The sequence below is a fragment of the Thermus thermophilus genome (genome assembly GCF_019974155.1).
Classification (GTDB): domain Bacteria; phylum Deinococcota; class Deinococci; order Deinococcales; family Thermaceae; genus Thermus; species Thermus thermophilus_C.
In genome coordinates, this window is sequence record NZ_AP025158.1 from 1,625,337 (window position 1) to 1,641,880 (window position 16,544).

At 68.0% G+C, this 16,544-nt stretch carries 18 protein-coding genes and 1 pseudogene; 4 read left to right on the top strand and 15 right to left on the bottom strand.

Annotated elements, in window-relative coordinates; translation table 11 throughout:
- Window positions 1–2 precede the first annotated feature (2 nt).
- The 13 genes from TthTMY_RS08720 to TthTMY_RS08780 all read right to left on the bottom strand — a co-directional run bounded on the left by TthTMY_RS08720 (window position 3) and on the right by TthTMY_RS08780 (window position 12,396).
- On the bottom strand, window positions 3–752 hold the full coding sequence (locus TthTMY_RS08720) for a class I SAM-dependent methyltransferase (RefSeq protein WP_096410976.1): 750 nt from the start codon (window positions 750–752) through the stop codon (window positions 3–5).
- Complete coding sequence (locus tag TthTMY_RS08725) at window positions 743–1,381, bottom strand: class I SAM-dependent methyltransferase (protein WP_096410977.1); 639 nt, start codon at window positions 1,379–1,381, stop codon at window positions 743–745. Before TthTMY_RS08725 ends, TthTMY_RS08720 begins: the two co-directional genes overlap by 10 nt.
- A 4-nt stretch (window positions 1,382–1,385) precedes the next feature.
- A complete protein-coding gene (locus TthTMY_RS08730) occupies window positions 1,386–2,972 on the bottom strand; it encodes an alpha-amylase family glycosyl hydrolase (protein WP_096410978.1) in 1,587 nt (528 codons plus the stop codon).
- A gap of 4 nt (window positions 2,973–2,976) precedes the next feature.
- Complete coding sequence (locus TthTMY_RS08735; protein WP_324615469.1) at window positions 2,977–3,300, bottom strand: DUF1653 domain-containing protein; 324 nt, start codon at window positions 3,298–3,300, stop codon at window positions 2,977–2,979.
- Window positions 3,189–4,154 carry a tRNA-5-methyluridine(54) 2-sulfurtransferase gene (gene ttuA / locus TthTMY_RS08740; RefSeq protein ID WP_096410980.1) on the bottom strand — a complete coding sequence of 322 codons (966 nt, stop codon included), beginning with the start codon at window positions 4,152–4,154 and terminating at the stop codon, window positions 3,189–3,191. The genes TthTMY_RS08735 and ttuA overlap by 112 nt, the downstream gene beginning before the upstream one ends.
- A gap of 1 nt (window position 4,155) precedes the next feature.
- The gene (gene ttuB, locus TthTMY_RS08745; protein WP_096410981.1) at window positions 4,156–4,353 is read right to left on the bottom strand and encodes a sulfur carrier protein TtuB; all 198 of its coding nucleotides are present in this window, start codon (window positions 4,351–4,353) and stop codon (window positions 4,156–4,158) included.
- 4 nt (window positions 4,354–4,357) lie between these two features.
- A complete protein-coding gene (locus TthTMY_RS08750; RefSeq protein WP_223903197.1) occupies window positions 4,358–5,485 on the bottom strand; it encodes an acetoin utilization protein AcuC in 1,128 nt (375 codons plus the stop codon).
- Window positions 5,479–6,105 (bottom strand): acetoin utilization AcuB family protein, encoded by a 627-nt coding sequence (locus TthTMY_RS08755; RefSeq protein ID WP_096410982.1) that lies wholly within the window; start codon window positions 6,103–6,105, stop codon window positions 5,479–5,481. The genes TthTMY_RS08750 and TthTMY_RS08755 overlap by 7 nt, the downstream gene beginning before the upstream one ends.
- A gap of 72 nt (window positions 6,106–6,177) precedes the next feature.
- A complete protein-coding gene (locus TthTMY_RS08760; protein ID WP_096410983.1) occupies window positions 6,178–7,161 on the bottom strand; it encodes an ABC transporter ATP-binding protein in 984 nt (327 codons plus the stop codon).
- Window positions 7,158–8,180 carry an ABC transporter ATP-binding protein gene (locus TthTMY_RS08765; protein WP_096410984.1) on the bottom strand — a complete coding sequence of 341 codons (1,023 nt, stop codon included), beginning with the start codon at window positions 8,178–8,180 and terminating at the stop codon, window positions 7,158–7,160. The genes TthTMY_RS08760 and TthTMY_RS08765 overlap by 4 nt, the downstream gene beginning before the upstream one ends.
- Window positions 8,181–8,253: 73 nt before the next feature.
- Window positions 8,254–9,600 carry an ABC transporter permease gene (locus tag TthTMY_RS08770; RefSeq protein WP_096410985.1) on the bottom strand — a complete coding sequence of 449 codons (1,347 nt, stop codon included), beginning with the start codon at window positions 9,598–9,600 and terminating at the stop codon, window positions 8,254–8,256.
- A gap of 7 nt (window positions 9,601–9,607) precedes the next feature.
- A complete protein-coding gene (locus TthTMY_RS08775) occupies window positions 9,608–10,591 on the bottom strand; it encodes an ABC transporter permease (RefSeq protein ID WP_172844636.1) in 984 nt (327 codons plus the stop codon).
- A 56-nt stretch (window positions 10,592–10,647) separates the two neighbouring features.
- A complete protein-coding gene (locus TthTMY_RS08780; protein WP_096410987.1) occupies window positions 10,648–12,396 on the bottom strand; it encodes an ABC transporter substrate-binding protein in 1,749 nt (582 codons plus the stop codon).
- A gap of 113 nt (window positions 12,397–12,509) precedes the next feature.
- Here TthTMY_RS08780 and TthTMY_RS08785 point away from each other — a divergent pair, with 113 nt between their 5' ends.
- From TthTMY_RS08785 to TthTMY_RS08800, 4 genes and pseudogenes are all read left to right on the top strand, one after another.
- Window positions 12,510–13,541, top strand: coding sequence for a zinc-binding dehydrogenase (locus TthTMY_RS08785; protein WP_096410988.1), 1,032 nt, complete (start codon window positions 12,510–12,512; stop codon window positions 13,539–13,541).
- A gap of 32 nt (window positions 13,542–13,573) precedes the next feature.
- On the top strand, window positions 13,574–14,587 hold the full coding sequence (locus tag TthTMY_RS08790; RefSeq protein WP_096410989.1) for an NAD(P)/FAD-dependent oxidoreductase: 1,014 nt from the start codon (window positions 13,574–13,576) through the stop codon (window positions 14,585–14,587).
- Between the two features lie 46 nt (window positions 14,588–14,633).
- Window positions 14,634–14,756, top strand: a pseudogene (locus TthTMY_RS08795) (NYN domain-containing protein); the annotation flags it as partial.
- Between the two features lie 34 nt (window positions 14,757–14,790).
- Complete coding sequence (locus tag TthTMY_RS08800; RefSeq protein ID WP_418952557.1) at window positions 14,791–15,825, top strand: hypothetical protein; 1,035 nt, start codon at window positions 14,791–14,793, stop codon at window positions 15,823–15,825.
- Here the strand turns inward: TthTMY_RS08800 and TthTMY_RS08805 are convergent.
- Window positions 15,822–16,352: a DUF402 domain-containing protein gene (locus TthTMY_RS08805; protein ID WP_096410990.1), complete on the bottom strand. Its 531-nt coding sequence runs from the start codon at window positions 16,350–16,352 to the stop codon at window positions 15,822–15,824. The genes TthTMY_RS08800 and TthTMY_RS08805 overlap by 4 nt on opposite strands.
- Window positions 16,349–16,540: a YgaP family membrane protein gene (locus TthTMY_RS08810; protein WP_096410991.1), complete on the bottom strand. Its 192-nt coding sequence runs from the start codon at window positions 16,538–16,540 to the stop codon at window positions 16,349–16,351. Before TthTMY_RS08810 ends, TthTMY_RS08805 begins: the two co-directional genes overlap by 4 nt.
- Window positions 16,541–16,544: the final 4 nt, after the last annotated feature.

Genomic DNA, 16,544 nt, shown 5'->3' on the forward strand with positions numbered 1-16,544 from the left:
CTTTACCTTTTGTCCCAAAGGGCGAGGACGTACCCCTCCTCCAAAAGAAAGCGGGGCGGGCTTCCCAAGGCCTCCCGGAAGAGGGCCTCCAGGGCTTCCAAGGAGAACCTCCGCCCAAGGGGCGGCCCCACCTCCTCTTCCCGATAGGGCCACTCCAAGACGGCCACGCGCCGGGCCACCCGGGAGGCCTCCCGGAGGGCGGGGATGGGGTCCAGGTGGTGGAGGGCGAGGCCGAAGAAGGCGAGGTCAAAGCTCCCGTCGGGGAAGGGCAGGGCCTCGGCCCGCCCCTCCACGAACCGGGCCCCCTTCACCTTGGCCCGGGCCACCTCCAGGCGGTCCGCCCTGGGGTCCAGGCCCACGGCGAAGAGGCCCAAGGCGGCGAAGGCCTCGGCGAAGACCCCGGTGCCGGTGCCGAGGTCCAAGACGCTTTTCGCCTCCAGGCCCTCCAGGACCTTTTGGGCGATCTCCAAGGGGGGAAAGCGGCTAAGCCTTTCCTCCCTGCGGAAGGGGTCCCCTGCCTCGCAGGCGTTGGTAAGGAGGGCCCACATCACCAACGCCCCCTCCTCCGCCGCCTTCCGGAAGGCCCTTTGCAGGGTGAGGAAGACCTCCTCCTCCTCCCCGGAAACCTCCGAGTGGGTGGGGAAGACGCGGTAAGTCGCCCCGCTTTCCTCCAGGGCCAGAAGGGCTTTTTCCACCGCCCTATAGTCCCCCTGGAGGAGGGGGTAGAGGGCGAAGAGGGCCTTCACCGCCATCTCCCCAAGTATAGGGCGGGGCGGTTCCCCGCGCGCCTTCCCGCAAGGTCCGCCTCCTCGTAGGGGGGCTTAGCCTCGGGGGCAAGAAACACCGCTTCCCCTTCCGCCTCCGGAGGCCCCAGGAGGGCCTTCAGGTCCTCCCGGGCGAGGAAGCGGGCCTGGGTCCAGGGGAGGACGCCCCTCTCCCCAAGCCTCCGGTAGAGGGCGGCCCAGGGGGAGAGGGCCTCCAGGACCCCCACCACAAGGGCCCCGCCCGGACGGAGGACGCGCCGGGCCTCGAGGAGGACCCGCCCCACGTCCTCCACGAACTCCAGGGCGGTGAAGAGGAGGACCACGTCAAAGCTCCCGTCGGGAAAGGGCAGGGCCTCGCCCCAAGCCCGCACCCAGGTGGCCTCGGGGGCCCGCTTCCTCCCCACGGCGAGCATGGCCTCGGAGGGCTCCACCCCCACCTTTTGGGGATAGGGAAGGCGCCTGAGCCAGTACCCCGTCCCCGCGCCCACCTCGAGGAGGCTTTCCCCGGGGGGCAGGAGCCCCTTTAGGGCCCTCTCCTCCTCGGCGATGACGTAGGCCCCCAAGGGGGTCTCGTACCAGGCCTCGTAGACCTCGGCCAAGGAGGCAAAGGGGTCCACGCCCCTAGTCTAGCCGCACCACCACGCCCTCGTCCGGGCGCAAGAAGAGCCTTTCCCCCACCCTTTCCTCCCGGTCCAGGTGGGTGGAGAGGACCACCCTCCCCCCGCGCGGCAGCTCCAGGGCCTTCTCCTTCTCCGTGAGGTTCAAGGCCACAAGCCACCCCTCCCCCCGGAGGTAGGCGTAGACCCCCTCCCTCGCCCGGTAGGTGCGGTAGGCCCCGTAGAGGAGGTCGGGGTCCTTCCTCAAGGCGATGAGGCGGCGCACCAGGTGGAGCATGGAGCGGGGATCTTGCTCCTGGGCGGCCACGTTCCGGGTCTTGTAGTCGGGGTTCACGGGAAGCCAGGGCTCCACGGTGGAAAAGCCCGCGAAGGGGGTGTCGTCCCACTGCATGGGGGTCCGCTCGGGGTCCCGGCCCGGGGGCAGGTTGTGCTCCCCCAGGCGGTCCTTCTGGCGGAGGGCGGCGGGGTCTTGCACCCTCTCCGGGGGGATCTCCCCGTTCTTCATCCCGATCTCGTCCCCGTAGTACCAGGTGGGGGTACCCCTCAAGGTGAAAAGGAGCATGGCCGCGACCCGGGCCTGGGCCTCCCCCAGGCGGGAGGCGAGACGGGGCTGGTCGTGGTTGCCGAGGACCCAGTTGGGCCAGTCCCAGCGGGTGAGGAGGCTCTCGTACTCCTCCACGATGCGGGCCAGGTTCTCGGGCCTCCAGTCGGGAAGCCCCCGGAAGATGAGGTGGAAGTTGAAGGGCAGGTGGCACCCGGCCTGGTAGTAGCGCACGAGCTGGGGGTAGGGAAGGTAGATCTCCCCCACCATCACCCGCTCCCGCCCGGGCTCGGAGAACTCGTCCAGGACCTGGCGCATCTCCCGCACGTAGGCGTAGGTCTCCGGCTGGTCCTCGGTGAAGATGTGGAGGTGGCGGCCCCGGTCCCACATGCCCGGGCGCCAGTCGGGGTTTCCGGGCTCATCCCGAAAGAGGAGGTCCTCGGCGAGAAGCCAGAGGACGTCCACCCGGAAGCCGTCCACCCCGCGCCTGAGCCAGAAGCGCATCACCTCGTAAATGGCCTCCCGCACCTCGGGGTTTCGCCAGTTGAGGTCGGGCTGCTCGGGGAGGAACTGGTGGAGGTAGTACTGGCCCGTCGCCTCGTCCAGGGTCCAGGCGGGGCCGCCGAAGAAGCTCTGCCAGTTGTTGGGGGGGCCGCCGTCCGGAGCGGGGTCTTTCCAGATGTACCAGTCCCGTTTGGGGCTATTCCGGGAGGCGCGGGACTCCAAGAACCAGGGGTGCTCGCTGGAGGTGTGGTTCGGCACCAGGTCCACGAGGACCCTAAGCCCTAGGGCGTGGGCCTCCTCTAGGAGCCGGTCAAAGTCCTGAAGGGTCCCGAAGATGGGGTCCACGTCGCAGTGGTCGGCCACGTCGTAGCCGAAGTCCTTCATGGGGCTTTTGTAGAAGGGGGAAAGCCAGAGGGCGTCCACCCCCAAGGACTTGAGGTAGGGAAGCCGCCTGCGCACCCCCTCGAGGTCCCCCACCCCGTCCCCGTTCGTGTCCTGGAAGCTCCGGGGGTAAACCTGGTAGATGACCGCTTCTTTCCACCACATGGCCTCAGTCTACACCCGGGCCTGGAAGCTCTTCCAGAGGGTGGAAACGGGGAACCTCCCGCCCCTCCACCACCGCCTTGGCGAGCCAGAGGGAAAGGGGCCGCGCCCAAAGCCCCCGCTCCCCGTAGACCGCGAGGGGTTCCCCCGTCTCCGAGGGGCGGACCAGGAAGAGGACCCGGTAAGGCCCCCCCTTTGTAGGGGCGGCACACCCCGGGCTTAACCGACACGGAGGGGCTCCACCCGTGGCCGGAAGCGGGCCTCCTCCGGCAGGAGTTTCCGCTTCTTGGCCCGCCGGTAGACGGCGTCCCACATGCGGCAGAAGGCGCACACCGCCCCCGTGGTGGGGTAGCCGCACCGCTCGCACTCCCTCAGGGCCACCTCCTCCCCGGGCTGCAGGCGAGGCTTGATCTTCTCCAGGAAGCCCTCGAGGAAGCGGAGCTTGGCCCCGGGCATCTCCTTCTCCACCAGGTTCAGGGCCTCCTTGTAGAGGAGGCTCTTCGCCCCCTTGGCGTTCGGGCACTCCTCGTGGAGGTAGCGGATCCCCCTAAGGAGGGTGTAGGAGAGGACCTCTCTCTCGCTAAAGCGGTAGAAGGGCTTGACCCGGGCGGCGAGGCCGGGCTTTTCCGGCAGGACGGGCCCCTGGCGGGAAAGGGTTTCCTCCTGGGGGTTCAGGAGGTTCCCGAAGAGGACGGCGGCCTCATCGTCCAGGTTGTGGCCCGTGGCCACCACGCGGAAGCCCTCCTCCACCGCCACCTGGTTGAGGATGTAGCGCTTGGAAAGCCCGCAGGCGGAGCAGGCCACCCGCCCGGAAAGCCGGGCGAGCTCGGGGACCCCGAAGCCGTAGGCCTCCTTCAGGTCCACCACCCATAGCTCCAGGCCCCTTTCCCGGGCGAAGGCCTGGGTGACCTCGAGGCTCCTCTTGGAGTACTCCCCGATGCCGAGCTCAATGTGGAGCCCCACGGCCTGGTAGCCCAGGCGGCTTAGCACGTCCCAAAGGGCCAGGGAGTCCTTCCCCCCCGAGACCGCCACCAAAACCCTCTCCCCGGGGAGGAGCATCCGGTGGCGGCGGATGGCCCTCTCCGTCTCCTTGACGAACCAGTCCAGGTAGTGCTCCCGGCAGAGGGCGAGCCCCCGGGACTTCATCTCCACCTGGGCCTTTTGGCCACAGACCTTGCAGACCACGTTACCCTCCCGAGATGGCGGAGAGGACCTCTATGGTGTCCTCCTCGCGCACCTCATCCTCCAGGGTGAGGAGCTCCTCGCCCCGCACCGCCACCACGGTCTCCGGGTTCAGGCCGAGCTCCTCCAGGACCTGCCTCAGGGGCCGGTTCCCCTTGACCTCCACCTCCTTGCGCTCGGGCAGGCGCAGAACGACCCTCACCCCGCTAGTGTAGCAGGTGGGGGGCCACGAGCTCCGTGAGCCGCTGCAAGGTCAGGCGGTTCCGCTTCGCGATCTCCTCCCGCCTGGGAATCTCCGGATAGGCCCCTTCGGGGTCGTGGAGGGTGGGGGTGAGGGGCTTGCCGAGCCGCGCTTCCCAGGTGCTAAGCCACCCCTCGGGAAGGCGCTCGGGGAGGGGAAGGCCGTGGAAGACGTGGTAGAGAAGGGCCCAGACCCTGACCGCCGCATCCAGGCTGTACCCGCCCCCCAAGGTGAAGAGGACCCTCCCTCCGGCGTAGGCCTCGGCGTACTCCAGGAGGAGGCGGAAAAGCCGCTCGTAGGCCCGGGTGGTGAGGAGGAGGTCGGCCAAGGGGTCCAGGTAGTGGGCGTCCGCCCCCGCCTGGACCACGAGGACGTCGGGGCGGAAGGCCTTTAGGGCCCAGGGCACCAGGGCCTGGAAGACCTCGAGGTAGCTCTCGTCCTCGGTGAAGGGCTCCAGGGGGAGGTTGAGCTTCTTCCCCAGGCCCGCCCCCCGGCCGATCTCGTAGACGTGCCCTGTGCCGGGAAAGAGGTAGCGTCCCGACTCGTGGAGGCTTAGGGTGAGGACCTCCCCCTCCTCGTAGTGGATCCACTGCACCCCGTCCCCGTGGTGGACGTCAATGTCCACGTAGGCCACGCGGAGCCCGGCCCGGGTCATGTGGCGGATGGCCACGGAGAGGTCGTTGTAGACGCAAAACCCCGAGGCCCGGTCGTACTGGGCGTGGTGGAGGCCCCCGCCCAGCTGCAAGACCCGCCTCTCCCCGGCCAAAATCCTTCTCGCCCCCTCCAGGGTCCCCCCCACCAGGACCCGGGCCGCCCGGTCCATGCCGGGGAAGACGGGGGTATCCCCCGTGCCCAGGCCGTAGTGCTCCAGGTCGGGGGAAAGCTCCCCCCGGCTTGCCGCCTCCACCCGCCTCACCAGGCGCTCGGAGTGGACCCAAAGCACCTCCTCCCTCGAGGCCTCAGGGGGGCTAAGGGGCGCCCGCCACACCCCGAGGGCCTGGAGGAGGGAGGTGAGCATCTCCAGGCGCACCGGGCTGAAGGGATGGTCGGGCCCGAAGTTGTAGAGGCGGTACTCCTCCCGGTAGATCACCATGGCTTTTTGGGGGGCCAGAGGACGTCAAACCCCTCCCGGCGCAGGGCCTCCGCCAGGGGGTGGGTCTCCAGGGTGTTCACCCGCACCACCGCCCGCACGAACTCCCCCTCCTCCGGGTAGGAGAGGAGGGAGTGGATGTTCACCCCCCGCCCCGCCAGAAACCCCGTGAGGCGGGCAAGCTCCCCCACCCGGTCCGGCAGGCGCACCTCCAGGCGGCCCGAGGGCTCCGTGACCCCGGTGAGCCTGAGGAGGGCGTCCAGGAGGTCAATCCCCGTGACGATGCCCACTAGGGCGCCGTCCTCGAGGACGGGCAGGCACCCGATCTTCCGCTCCCGCATCACCCGGGCCGCCTCCTCCACGGGGTCTAAGGGGTGGGCGGTGACCACCTCTCGGGTCATCACCTCCTCCACCCGCGTGCACCCGGGGCAGGGCCCCTTGGGGTTCAGGTGGCTCGTGGCCAGGCGGATGTCCCGGTCGGTAATGATGCCCACCAGCCTCCCCTCCGCCACCACGGGGAGGTGGCGGATGCCCTTTTCCAGGAGGAGCCCGTAGGCGTCCTCGAGGGTCACCTCCGGCCCCACGGTGAGGACGGGGCCCTTCATCACGTCCCTTACCAGCATGGGGCCAGTATACGGCGAAAGGACCCAGGCCTACCGGGGCCCCCATCCCGGCTACGCCGGGATGGGGTGGCCCTAGAGGATGTCGTCCCGGATGCAGGCCTTGTAGTGGCCCGGGGCCACCTCCTTGAGCTCGGGCACCACCTGGGCGCACTCGGGCAGGGCGTAGCGGCACCGCGTGCGGAAGACGCACCCCGAGGGCGGGTTGATGGGCGAGGGAATGTCCCCCTGGAGCACGATCCGCTCCCGCTTCACCGTGGGGTCGGGAATGGGCACCGCCGAAAGCAGGGCCTCCGTGTAGGGGTGCTTGGGGTTGCGGTAAAGCTCCCGGGCGGGGGCGAGCTCCATCACCTTCCCCAGGTACATCACCGCCACCCGGTCGGAGATGTACTCCACCACCGCCAGGTCGTGGGCGATGAAGAGCAGGGTGAGGCCAAGCTCCTCCTTCAAGTCCTGCAGGAGGTTCACCACCTGCGCCTGGATGGACACGTCCAGGGCGGAAACCGGCTCGTCCGCCACGATGAACTCTGGGGCCACCGCCAGGGCGCGGGCGATCCCGATCCTTTGCCTCTGCCCCCCGGAGAACTCGTGGGGGTAACGGCGCATGTGGTCCGGGGAAAGCCCCACGAGCTTCAAAAGCTCCGCCACCCGCTCCATGCGTTCCTTCGGGGTCTTCCCGATCCCGTGGATGAGGAGGGGCTCGGCGATGATGTCCCCCACGGTCATCCGCGGGTTCAGGGAGCTGAAGGGGTCCTGGAAGATGATCTGCATCCGGCGCCGGAAGGGCCTGAGCTTCTCCCGGGGAAGCTCCGTGATGTCCTGCCCGTCAAAGAAAATCCTACCCCCCGTGGGCTCAATCAGCCGGAGAAGCGTGCGCCCCACCGTGGTCTTCCCGCTCCCCGACTCCCCCACAAGCCCAAGCACCTCCCCCCTCCGGATGGCGAAGGACACCCCGTCCACCGCCTTGACGCTCGCCACCACCCGGGAAAGCACCCCGCCCCGGAGGGGGAAGTGCTTCTTTAGGTCCCGCACCTCCACGAGGACGCCGTTCGCGCTCACGCCCCCACCCCCTTGCGGATCTCCCGCCAGCGCACGCACCTCACCCGGCGGCCCTCCCCCGCCTCCTCCAAGGGCGGCACCTCCCGATCGCACACCCCCTCCACGTAGTACTTGCACCGCGGGTGGAAGGCGCACCCAGGCGGCAGGTACAAGGGGTTCGGCACGTTCCCAGGTATCGCCTCAAGCCGCTGCCGGTGCTCCGCCGCCAGGTCCAGCCGCGGCACCGAGTGCAAAAGCCCCTCCGTGTACGGGTGCAGCGGGCTCTGGAAAAGCGGCACCACGTCCGACTCCTCCACCGCCCGGCCCGCGTACATCACCACCACCCGGTCCGCCATCTCCGCCACCACCCCAAGGTTGTGGGTGATGAAGAGAATGCTCATCCCAATCTCCTCCTGGAGCTTCTTCATCAGCTCCAGGATCTGCGCCTGGATGGTCACGTCCAAGGCCGTGGTGGGCTCGTCCGCAATGAGGAGCGAGGGGTTGCAGGAGAGGGCCATGGCGATCATCACCCGTTGCCGCATCCCCCCCGACATCTGGTGCGGGTAGTTGCTAAGCCGCTTCTTGGGCTCCGGAATCCCCACCAGCTCCAGCATGTGGGCGGCGAGCTCCATGGCCTCCTTGCGGCTCTTCCCCTGGTGGAGCATGATCGCCTCCGCGATCTGGTCCCCCACCGTGTACACGGGGTTCAGGGAGGTCATGGGCTCCTGGAAGATCATGGCGATGTCGTTCCCGCGAATCCGCCGCATCTCCGCCTCGGAAAGCTTGGTGAGGTCCCGGACCTTCCCGTCCTTCCCGCGGAACCAGATCTCCCCACCCACGATCCTCCCAGGCGGCGAGGGAATGAGCCGCATGATCGCCAACGAGGTCACGCTCTTCCCGCTCCCCGACTCCCCCACAACCGCCAGGGTCTCCCCCCTGTTCACGTGAAAGGAAACCCCGTCCACCGCCTTCACCACACCGTCGTCGGTGAAGAAGTGAACCTTTAGGTCCTTCACCTCTAGAAGGCGCTTTTCGTCCATGCCGTTTCCTCCGGGCGGTGCCCTGAGTCCACCTCATCCGTTATACGCCATGCCCCTCCCAAAGAAAACACCCTCACCGCCGCCGCCTCGGGTCAAAGGCGTCCCTCAGGCCGTCCCCCACGAAGTTCCAGGCCATGATGGAGACGAAGATGAAGAAGCCCGGCCAGAGCACCCAGGGGCGGTCCACGAAGCTGGCGAACCCCCCCTGCTGGGCCGCCTGGAGGAGGAGGCCCCAGCTGGTGTAGGGCTCCGTGACCCCAAGGCCCAGGAAGGACAGGCCCGACTCGGCCAGGATGAAGCCGGGGATGGTGAGGGAGAGGCTCACGATGACGTAGCTCGCCGTGGCCGGGAGAACGTGCCGGGCCAGGATCCTGCCGTCCGAGGCCCCAAGGGCCCTGGCCGCCTGCACGTAGTCCTGCTCCCGCACCGAAAGCACCACCCCCCGCACCACCCGGGCGAGCCCACCCCAGCCGATGAAGCCGAGAAGCCCCACCACCAGGTAGAAGGTGGTGAGGGGGTCCACGTTGGTGGGGAAAACGGCCCGCAAGGAGATGAGGAGGAAGAGGGTGGGGATGGCGGCGATCACCTCCACAAGCCGCATGATGAGGTTGTCCACGTCCACTTGGATGGGCCTAAAGGGCAAGGTGAGGGCGAGGAAGCCCACAAGCCAAAGGGCGGCAAGGAGGGCCAGGGCCTGGAAGAAGCCAAACCCTGTGAGGCGGATATAGGTCCAGGCGAGGTACAAGGCCCCCGCCGCAACCCCGCCCCAAAGGAGCCAGGACAGGGGCCCGAGCACAAGCCCCCGCCCCCGCCAGGCCCGAAGGGGAAGGGCGAGGACGAAGGGCCGCCCGGCGTAAAACCCCGCGATCCCCCCAAGGAGGAGGCCGAGGGCGAAGGAGACCAAGGCGGAGAGGATGCCGATGGTCAAGGACACCTGGGCCCCATAGACGAGGCGGCTGAAGAGGTCCCGGCCAAAGTTGTCCGTGCCCATGAGGAAGATCCTCCCCGGCGGGTCCACGCCGAAGAGGCGCAGGTCCGCGCGGAAGACGCGGAAGACGGTGTAGGGCTGGTCCGGCGTGCGGACGAAGAAGCGGATGTAGAACTTGCCCTGGCTCGGGTCCTCCTCGTAGCGGGGCTGGAGGGAAACGGGGTCAATGGTGCGACGGGTGGCGTAGACGAAGGGACGGGAAAGCCTCCCCGTTTCCGGGTCCACGAAGTGGATCCGCGTGGGCGGGTGATGCCCCTTCGGGGGGTAGAGCTCGTAGTAGTTGGGGTCGTAGGGGCTGAAAAAGCCGGCGAAGGCGGCTACGAAGTAAAGGACCAGGAGGATGCGCCCGCCCCAGACCGCCAGGCGGTGCCTGCGGAACTGGGCCCAGGCCACCTGGAAGAGGCTTTCCGACTTCGGCGCGAGGGCGTCCATAAGCCTCCTACTCGTAGCGGATCCTGGGGTCCACCCAGGCGAGAAGCAGGTCCGAAAGCAGGTTGCCGATCATAAGGAGCACCAAGCCCATGGTGAGGAAGCCCGCGACCACGTAGAGGTCCTGCTGGGAGATGGCGTCCAGGAGAAGGGGGGTGATCCCGGGCCAGGCCATGACCACCTCCACGAGGCCGGCTCCCGAGATCAAGGTGGGCAGGATCCCGCCGATGTTGGCCACGATGGGGATGACGGCGTTCCTCAGGGCGTGCTTGTACACCACCACCCGCTCGGGAAGCCCCTTGGCCCGGGCGGTGCGGACGTAGTCCTGGGAGAGGGCCTCGAGCATCTGCCCCCGCATGATGCGGGAGAACCCGGCGATGTCGCTCGTGGTGAGGACGACGATGGGCAAAACCGCGTGCCAGGCCACGTCCACCACCTTTTGCCAGAAGGAGAACTGCTCAAACCCGCTGGAAGTCATCCCCGAAACTGGGAAGACCATAACCCCCGTGCGGAAGTAGACCTGGAGCACCAGGTACATGAGGATGAGGGCCAGGAAGAAGTTGGGGATGGCGAGGCCCAAATAGGCGAGGAAGGAGACCACCCGGTCCCCCAAGGAGTACTGGCGCAAAGCCCCGTAGACGCCCACGGGCACGGCGATGAGGAAGAGGAGGATCGTGGAGGGAACCACCAGGACCATGGAGTTTAGGACCCTGGGCCAGACGATCTCCAGCACCGGGGCCTGGTAGGCGAAGGAGTAGCCCAGGTTGAGGTGGAGGAGGTTGTGCATCCAGAGGAGGTACTGCTCGTGGAAGGGGCGGTCCAGGCCGAACTGGGCGCGGAGCCGGGCAATGGTTTCGGGGGTGACCTTAGGGTCCAGCTCCAGCTGGGTCAGGTAGTCCCCGGGGGCCATCTGGATGATGAGGAAGGCGAGGAAGGTGGCCCCGAAGAAGGTGGGGATCAGGGAGAGGAAGCGCTTGAGGATATAGTTCGCCATGGCTTTCCAAGACATCCCCGGGGCGACCCGGCCCCGGGGATGAGCGTCGGGCTAGCTCACTTCTTGATGAAGGTGAGCTCCACCTGACGGGAGCCCCAGATGCTGGAGATGATGGCGTCGGGGTGCTCGCCGCCCAGGCGGTTGTTCCAGGCGGGGTGGTAGTTGGGCCCGGCGATGTAGATGACGGGAAGGAGCTCCGCCTCAACCTCCTGCATGCGGTAGCCGATCTCCACCCGCTTCTTGAAGTCCAGCTCCGTGCGGCCCTGGTAGTAGAGCTTCTCCATGAGGGTCTCCCGGGGGTCCAGGCACTGGCCGGACTTGTTCCACATGTGCAGGTTCCCCTTGCAGGGCACCACGTTGGAACCGAAGGGCCAGTCCAGGCCGCCGCCCGTCAGGCCGATGATGATGGCGTCAAAGGGCCGGTCGGGGCCCGAGGAGAGGAGCTGGCCCACCAGGGTGTTGAAGTCAATGGCCTGGAAGTTGACCTTCACCCCCACCTTCTTGGCCTCGTCCACGATGAGCTTGGCGATCTGCTCCCGCTGGGCGTTGCCGGCGTTGGTGGCGAGGTTGAACTCAAGCCGCCGCCCCCTGGCGTCCACCAGGTACCCCTCCCGGTCCTTCTTCGTGAAGCCGAGCTCGGCCAAAAGCTTCGCCGCCTGCTGGGGGTTGTACTCGTACTTGGGCACCTTGGGGTTGATCCACTGGGTGAGGACCGGGTAGACGCTGGAGTACATGGGGGTGCCCAGGCCGCCGTAGACGACGTCAATCACCGCCTGGCGGTTGACGATGTGGCTCATGGCCCGGCGGAACTTGTCGGAGCGGAAGAGGCTCTGCTTGAAGGGGTCCGAGGCCTTGTTCCAGTTGAAGACCATGAACTGGCTGCTGGCCACGGGGGAGGCGTTGACCTTGAGGGTGGCGTCCAGGCGGCCCTGCTGGATGGCCTGGCGGATCTGGGAGATGTGGTCCACGGTGGAGGGGGCCATGAGGTCAATGTTCCCCGCCAGGAACTCGGCGAGCTGGGCGTTCACGTCCTTCACGATCTTGATCTCGTAGCGGTCCAGGTAGGGGAGGGGGTTGCCCGCCTCGTCCTTGTTCCATTCCCCGAAGGCGGGGTTGCGCTTCAGAACCAGGCGCTCCCCGGGGCGGTAGCTCTCAATGAGCCAGGGCCCGCCGGAGACGATGTTCTCCGGCTTCTCGTTCAGGGTCCACATCTTCTTGATGCCCTCCGCCCCCTCCCTCTGGTAGACGGGGCCGAAGACGTGGGCGGGCCAGGGCTCAAATCTGGCGATATTGAAGGCCTCGGCGTCGGTCTTGGGGTAGATGAAGCGGATCGTGTAGTCGTCAATCTTCCTGAGGACGATGGGCTTGCCGTCAATGAAGAAGGAGTCGTAGCTGTTGGAGCCCACCGCCTTGTCCGTGTGGATCCGCCAGGTGGTGATCCAGTCGTCGGCGGTGATGGGCCGGCCGTCCGACCACTTCATGCCCTTGCGGATCTTGAAGGTGATCTCCAGCTTGTTGGGGCTTATGGTCCAGGACTCCGCCATGTAGGGGATCCAGTCCCCGGTGGTGGGGTCGCGGGTCGCCAGGCCGCGACTGCCCGAGATGAGGTCTGGGACGTTGCCCGACTCGGCGGTGACGAAGGGGTTGAAGGTGCGGTAGTCGGAGATCACCGCCGCCCTAAGGGTGCCCCCCCGCTTCGCCTCGGAGGGCTTGGCCACGGTCCACTTCTGCGGCCAGACGAAGGTCTGGGCCGAAGCGACGCCCGCCAAAGCCAAGATGCCGGCCAACAACACCGCTTTTCTCATGCAAGACCTCCCTGCATCGCGTACGGCTCCACGCTACCGGGCGGGGTTAGACCCTGTCAAGGGTTGACCCCCCAAAGCCCTTCGTGAAAGAATCCTCCCCATAAGGAGGGAGCATGCGCGCGGTGGTCATGCGAGCCAGGGGAGGCCCCGAGGTGCTGGAGGTGGCCGACCTTCCCGTCCCCGAACCCGGCCCCAAGGAGGTGCGGGTGCGCCTCAAGGCGGCCGCCCTCAACCACCTGGACGTGTGGGTGCGAAAAGGGGTGGCGAGCCCAAAGCTCCCCCTCCCCCACGTCCTGGGCGCAGACGGAAGCGGCGTGGTGGACGCCGTGGGGCCGGGGGTGGAGGGCTTCGCCCCCGGGGACGAAGTGGTCATCAACCCCGGCCTCTCCTGCGGGCGGTGCGAGCGCTGCCTGGCCGGGGAGGACAACCTCTGCCCCCGTTACCAGATCCTCGGGGAGCACCGGCACGGCACCTACGCCGAGTACGTGGTCCTGCCCGAGGCCAACCTGGCCCCCAAGCCCAAGAACCTCTCCTTTGAGGAGGCCGCCGCCATCCCCCTCACCTTCCTCACCGCCTGGCAGATGGTGGTGGACAAGCTCGGGGTGCGCCCAGGGGACGACGTGCTGGTGATGGCCGCAGGAAGCGGGGTGAGCGTGGCCGCCATCCAGATCGCCAAGCTCTTCGGAGCGCGGGTCATCGCCACGGCGGGCTCGGAGGACAAACTCCGCCGGGCGAAGGCCCTCGGGGCCGATGAGACGGTGAACTACACCCACCCGGACTGGCCCAAGGAGGTGCGCCGCCTCACGGGGGGCAAGGGCGTGGACAAGGTGGTGGACCACACCGGGGCCCTTTACTTTGAGGGGGTGATCAAGGCCACGGCGAACGGGGGACGGATCGCCATCGCCGGGGCCTCCTCGGGGTACGAGGGCACCCTGCCCTTCGCCCACGTCTTCTACCGCCAGCTCTCCATCCTGGGCTCCACCATGGCCTCCAAAAGCCGCCTTTTCCCCATCTTGCGCTTCGTGGAGGAGGGGAAGCTCAAGCCCGTGGTGGGCCAGATCCTGCCCCTGGAGGCGGCGGCGGAGGGGCACCGGCTCCTGGAGGAGCGCCGGGTCTTCGGGAAGGTGGTCCTCCAGGTGGGGTAGACAACCCCACCCACGTGCATAAAATAACAAGCATGGCGGCGGACCACACGGACGTGCTCATCGTAGGGGCGGGGCCCGTAGGGCTTTTCGCGGGGTTTTACGTGGGCATGCGGGGGCTGTCCTTCCGCTTCGTGGACCCCTTGCCCGAGCCCGGGGGGCAGCTTACCGCCCTCTACCCGGAGAAGTACATCTACGACGTGGCCGGCTTCCCCAAGGTCTACGCCAAGGACCTGGTGAGGGGCCTGGTGGAGCAGGTGGCCCCCTTTAACCCCGTCTACAGCCTCGGGGAGCGGGCCGAGACCCTGGAGAGGGAAGGGGACCTCTTCAAGGTCACCACCTCCCAAGGGAACGCCTACACCGCCAAGGCGGTGATCATCGCCGCCGGGGTGGGGGCCTTTGAGCCCAGGCGGATCGGGGCGCCGGGGGAGCGGGAGTTTGAGGGGAAGGGCGTCTACTACGCGGTGAAGAGCAAGGCGGAGTTCCAAGGGAAGCGGGTCCTCATCGTGGGCGGGGGGGATAGCGCCGTGGACTGGGCCTTGAACCTCCTGGACACCGCCCGGGAGATCACCCTCATCCACCGCCGCCCCCAGTTCCGGGCCCACGAGGCGAGCGTGCAGGAGCTCATGAAGGCCCACGAGGAAGGGCGCCTTAAGGTCCTCACCCCCTACGAGGTGCGGCGGATAGAGGGGGACGCGTGGGTGCGGAAGGCGGTGGTCTTCCAGAACCAGACCCAGGAGGAGGTGGAGCTGGAGGTGGACGCCGTCCTCATCCTCGCGGGCTACATCACCAAGCTCGGCCCCCTGGCCAACTGGGGGCTCGCCCTGGAGAAGAACAAGATCAAGGTGGACACCACCATGGCCACCAGCATCCCCGGGGTCTACGCCTGCGGGGACATCGTCACCTACCCAGGGAAGCTTCCCCTCATCGTCTTGGGGTTCGGCGAGGCCGCCATCGCCGCCAATCACGCCGCCGCCTACGCCAACCCCGCCCTCAAGGTGAACCCCGGCCACTCCTCGGAAAAGGCCGAGGAGAAAGCCCCCGCCTGAGGCCCGGGCTACCCCGGGGCCTGGGCTTGCCCTAGGATGGGGGCATATGCGGGTTGCCCTCTTCATTGAGGGTTCGTACATGGACCAGGCGGCCAAGCGCCTGGGGTGGAACGTGGACCACCGGCGGGTGATCACCCAGTTCGCCACCCCGGAGCAGCTTTACAACGCGGAAAAGAACGCTTAAGGGCTCCGCCTGAACCCCCGTGCGGCGAACGCTCCTCCGCCCCGGCCCTTGGCCCGCTTTCCTCATCCTCCTCCTCCTCTTTTTGGCCTCGCCCGAGCCTCCCCCTCCAAGGCCTTCCCCAAGCCTTCGGGACCTTTTGCCCCTCCCTAGGGAGGAACGGGAGGCCTGGGTGGCCCTGCACCTCCGCCTCAAGGCAAGCCTCCACCTCCTCCTAGGAGCGGAAGCCGCCCGGGCCTACGACCGCCTCCTGCGCCTGGAGCTTCGCAACCAGCTTTCCGGGAAGCGCTCGGCCTTCGCGCGCCCCGAGGAGGCCCTTGGGGCGGCCCGCCGCTGGGTCTTGGCCATCGGGCAGGCGGTGCGGAAGGGCCCCGTCAACCTGGAAGGCCTCCCCACCGCCCCCCACCACGTCCTGCCCCACGCCCGGGAGGTCCGGGCCGCCGCCTACGCCCTCGGCCTACCCCCCGGGGTGCTGGCCGCCATCGTGGACAACGAGCAGTATGGGGGGGACAAGGCCTTGGGCCTCTCCCGGGGGGTGCGGGAGGTGGTGGACGCCCTGGCCGAGGAGCTGGCCAAGACCCAGGGCCAAGCCCCCCTAAGCCGCACCCTGGGCCTGGCCCAGATGAGCTGGGAGGACGCCCTAAAACAAGAGGCCCGCCTACGCCGCTTCGGCGCCTGGGACCCCCTAAGGCCCTTCCCCCGCACGGAGGCCGAGGCCCGGGAGGCCCTGCAAGACCCCTACCTCAACCTCCTCTTCGCCGCAAGCCGCCTTCGGGGCTACTTCAACGCCCTCCTCTCCCTCCCCCCGGAGGACACCCGCCCCCTGGAAGACCCCTGGCTTTACTACCTGGGCCCCGCCTGGCACAACTACCCCTTGCGGGCCCAGAACCTGGAGACCTGGGAGGACAGCTTCCACGGCTTCTTCAAGGGCCTCCTCTACCAGGTGGTCCTGGAGGGGCGCTGGGCCCTGGAAGGCCGCCGCCTCCTGCCCATAAAAGCCTGGGGCCCGGGAGCCCCGGAACCCCATCCCTCTCCCCTTCCCCAGGTCATGCCCTAAAGCCGCTCCATCCAGGGGAGAGGCTCCCCCGGGGGAAGCACGGGCCAGCGCCCCTCCCGCATGTGGCGGAAGATGGCCTCCACCGCCTTTTCCGCCTCCTCCACCCAGGCCCTAGGGTACAAGGGGCGTTTGGCCAGGAACTCTTCCCGGTCAAAGACCTCGCAGGTGTGGTCGGCACGGCACTTCACGTCCAGCTCCAGGTCGTACTGGCGGAGGGCCTTTCCCGTCCAAAGGGCCGGGGTCTGGACGTTCCAGTAGTACTCCAGGACCCTCCCCTCCCGCACGTCCGGCCCCCCCGAGTACCAGGCCCCGGGGAAGAAGGCCACGTAGGCGTCGTGGTCCAGGACCACCGAGCGCCCCTTGCCCACGTGGTGGAAGACCCCGCCCTGGGGGAGCAGGGTGAGGACCCCCTCGGGGCGCACCTCCACCACCTCCGCCTCCCAGAGGTAGTGGAGGGCTTCCTCCGGGTACTTGTAGAACTCCACCCGGACCTTCTGGCCCGGGCGGAGGGGCCAGGCCGGGCTCACCGCTTGGTGCTGATGCCCAGGACGCGGTAGAGGCCGCAGAACCCCGTGATCGCCGTGAAGAGGAGGAGGGCGGCCAGGATCCCCAGGATCCAGTTCCAGGGCGCGGCGGACTGGAAGGCGAAGTAGAAGAGGACGAGGGAGAGGAGGAACCGGATGACCCGGTCGGTGGTGCTCTCGTTCACGGGCATAGGC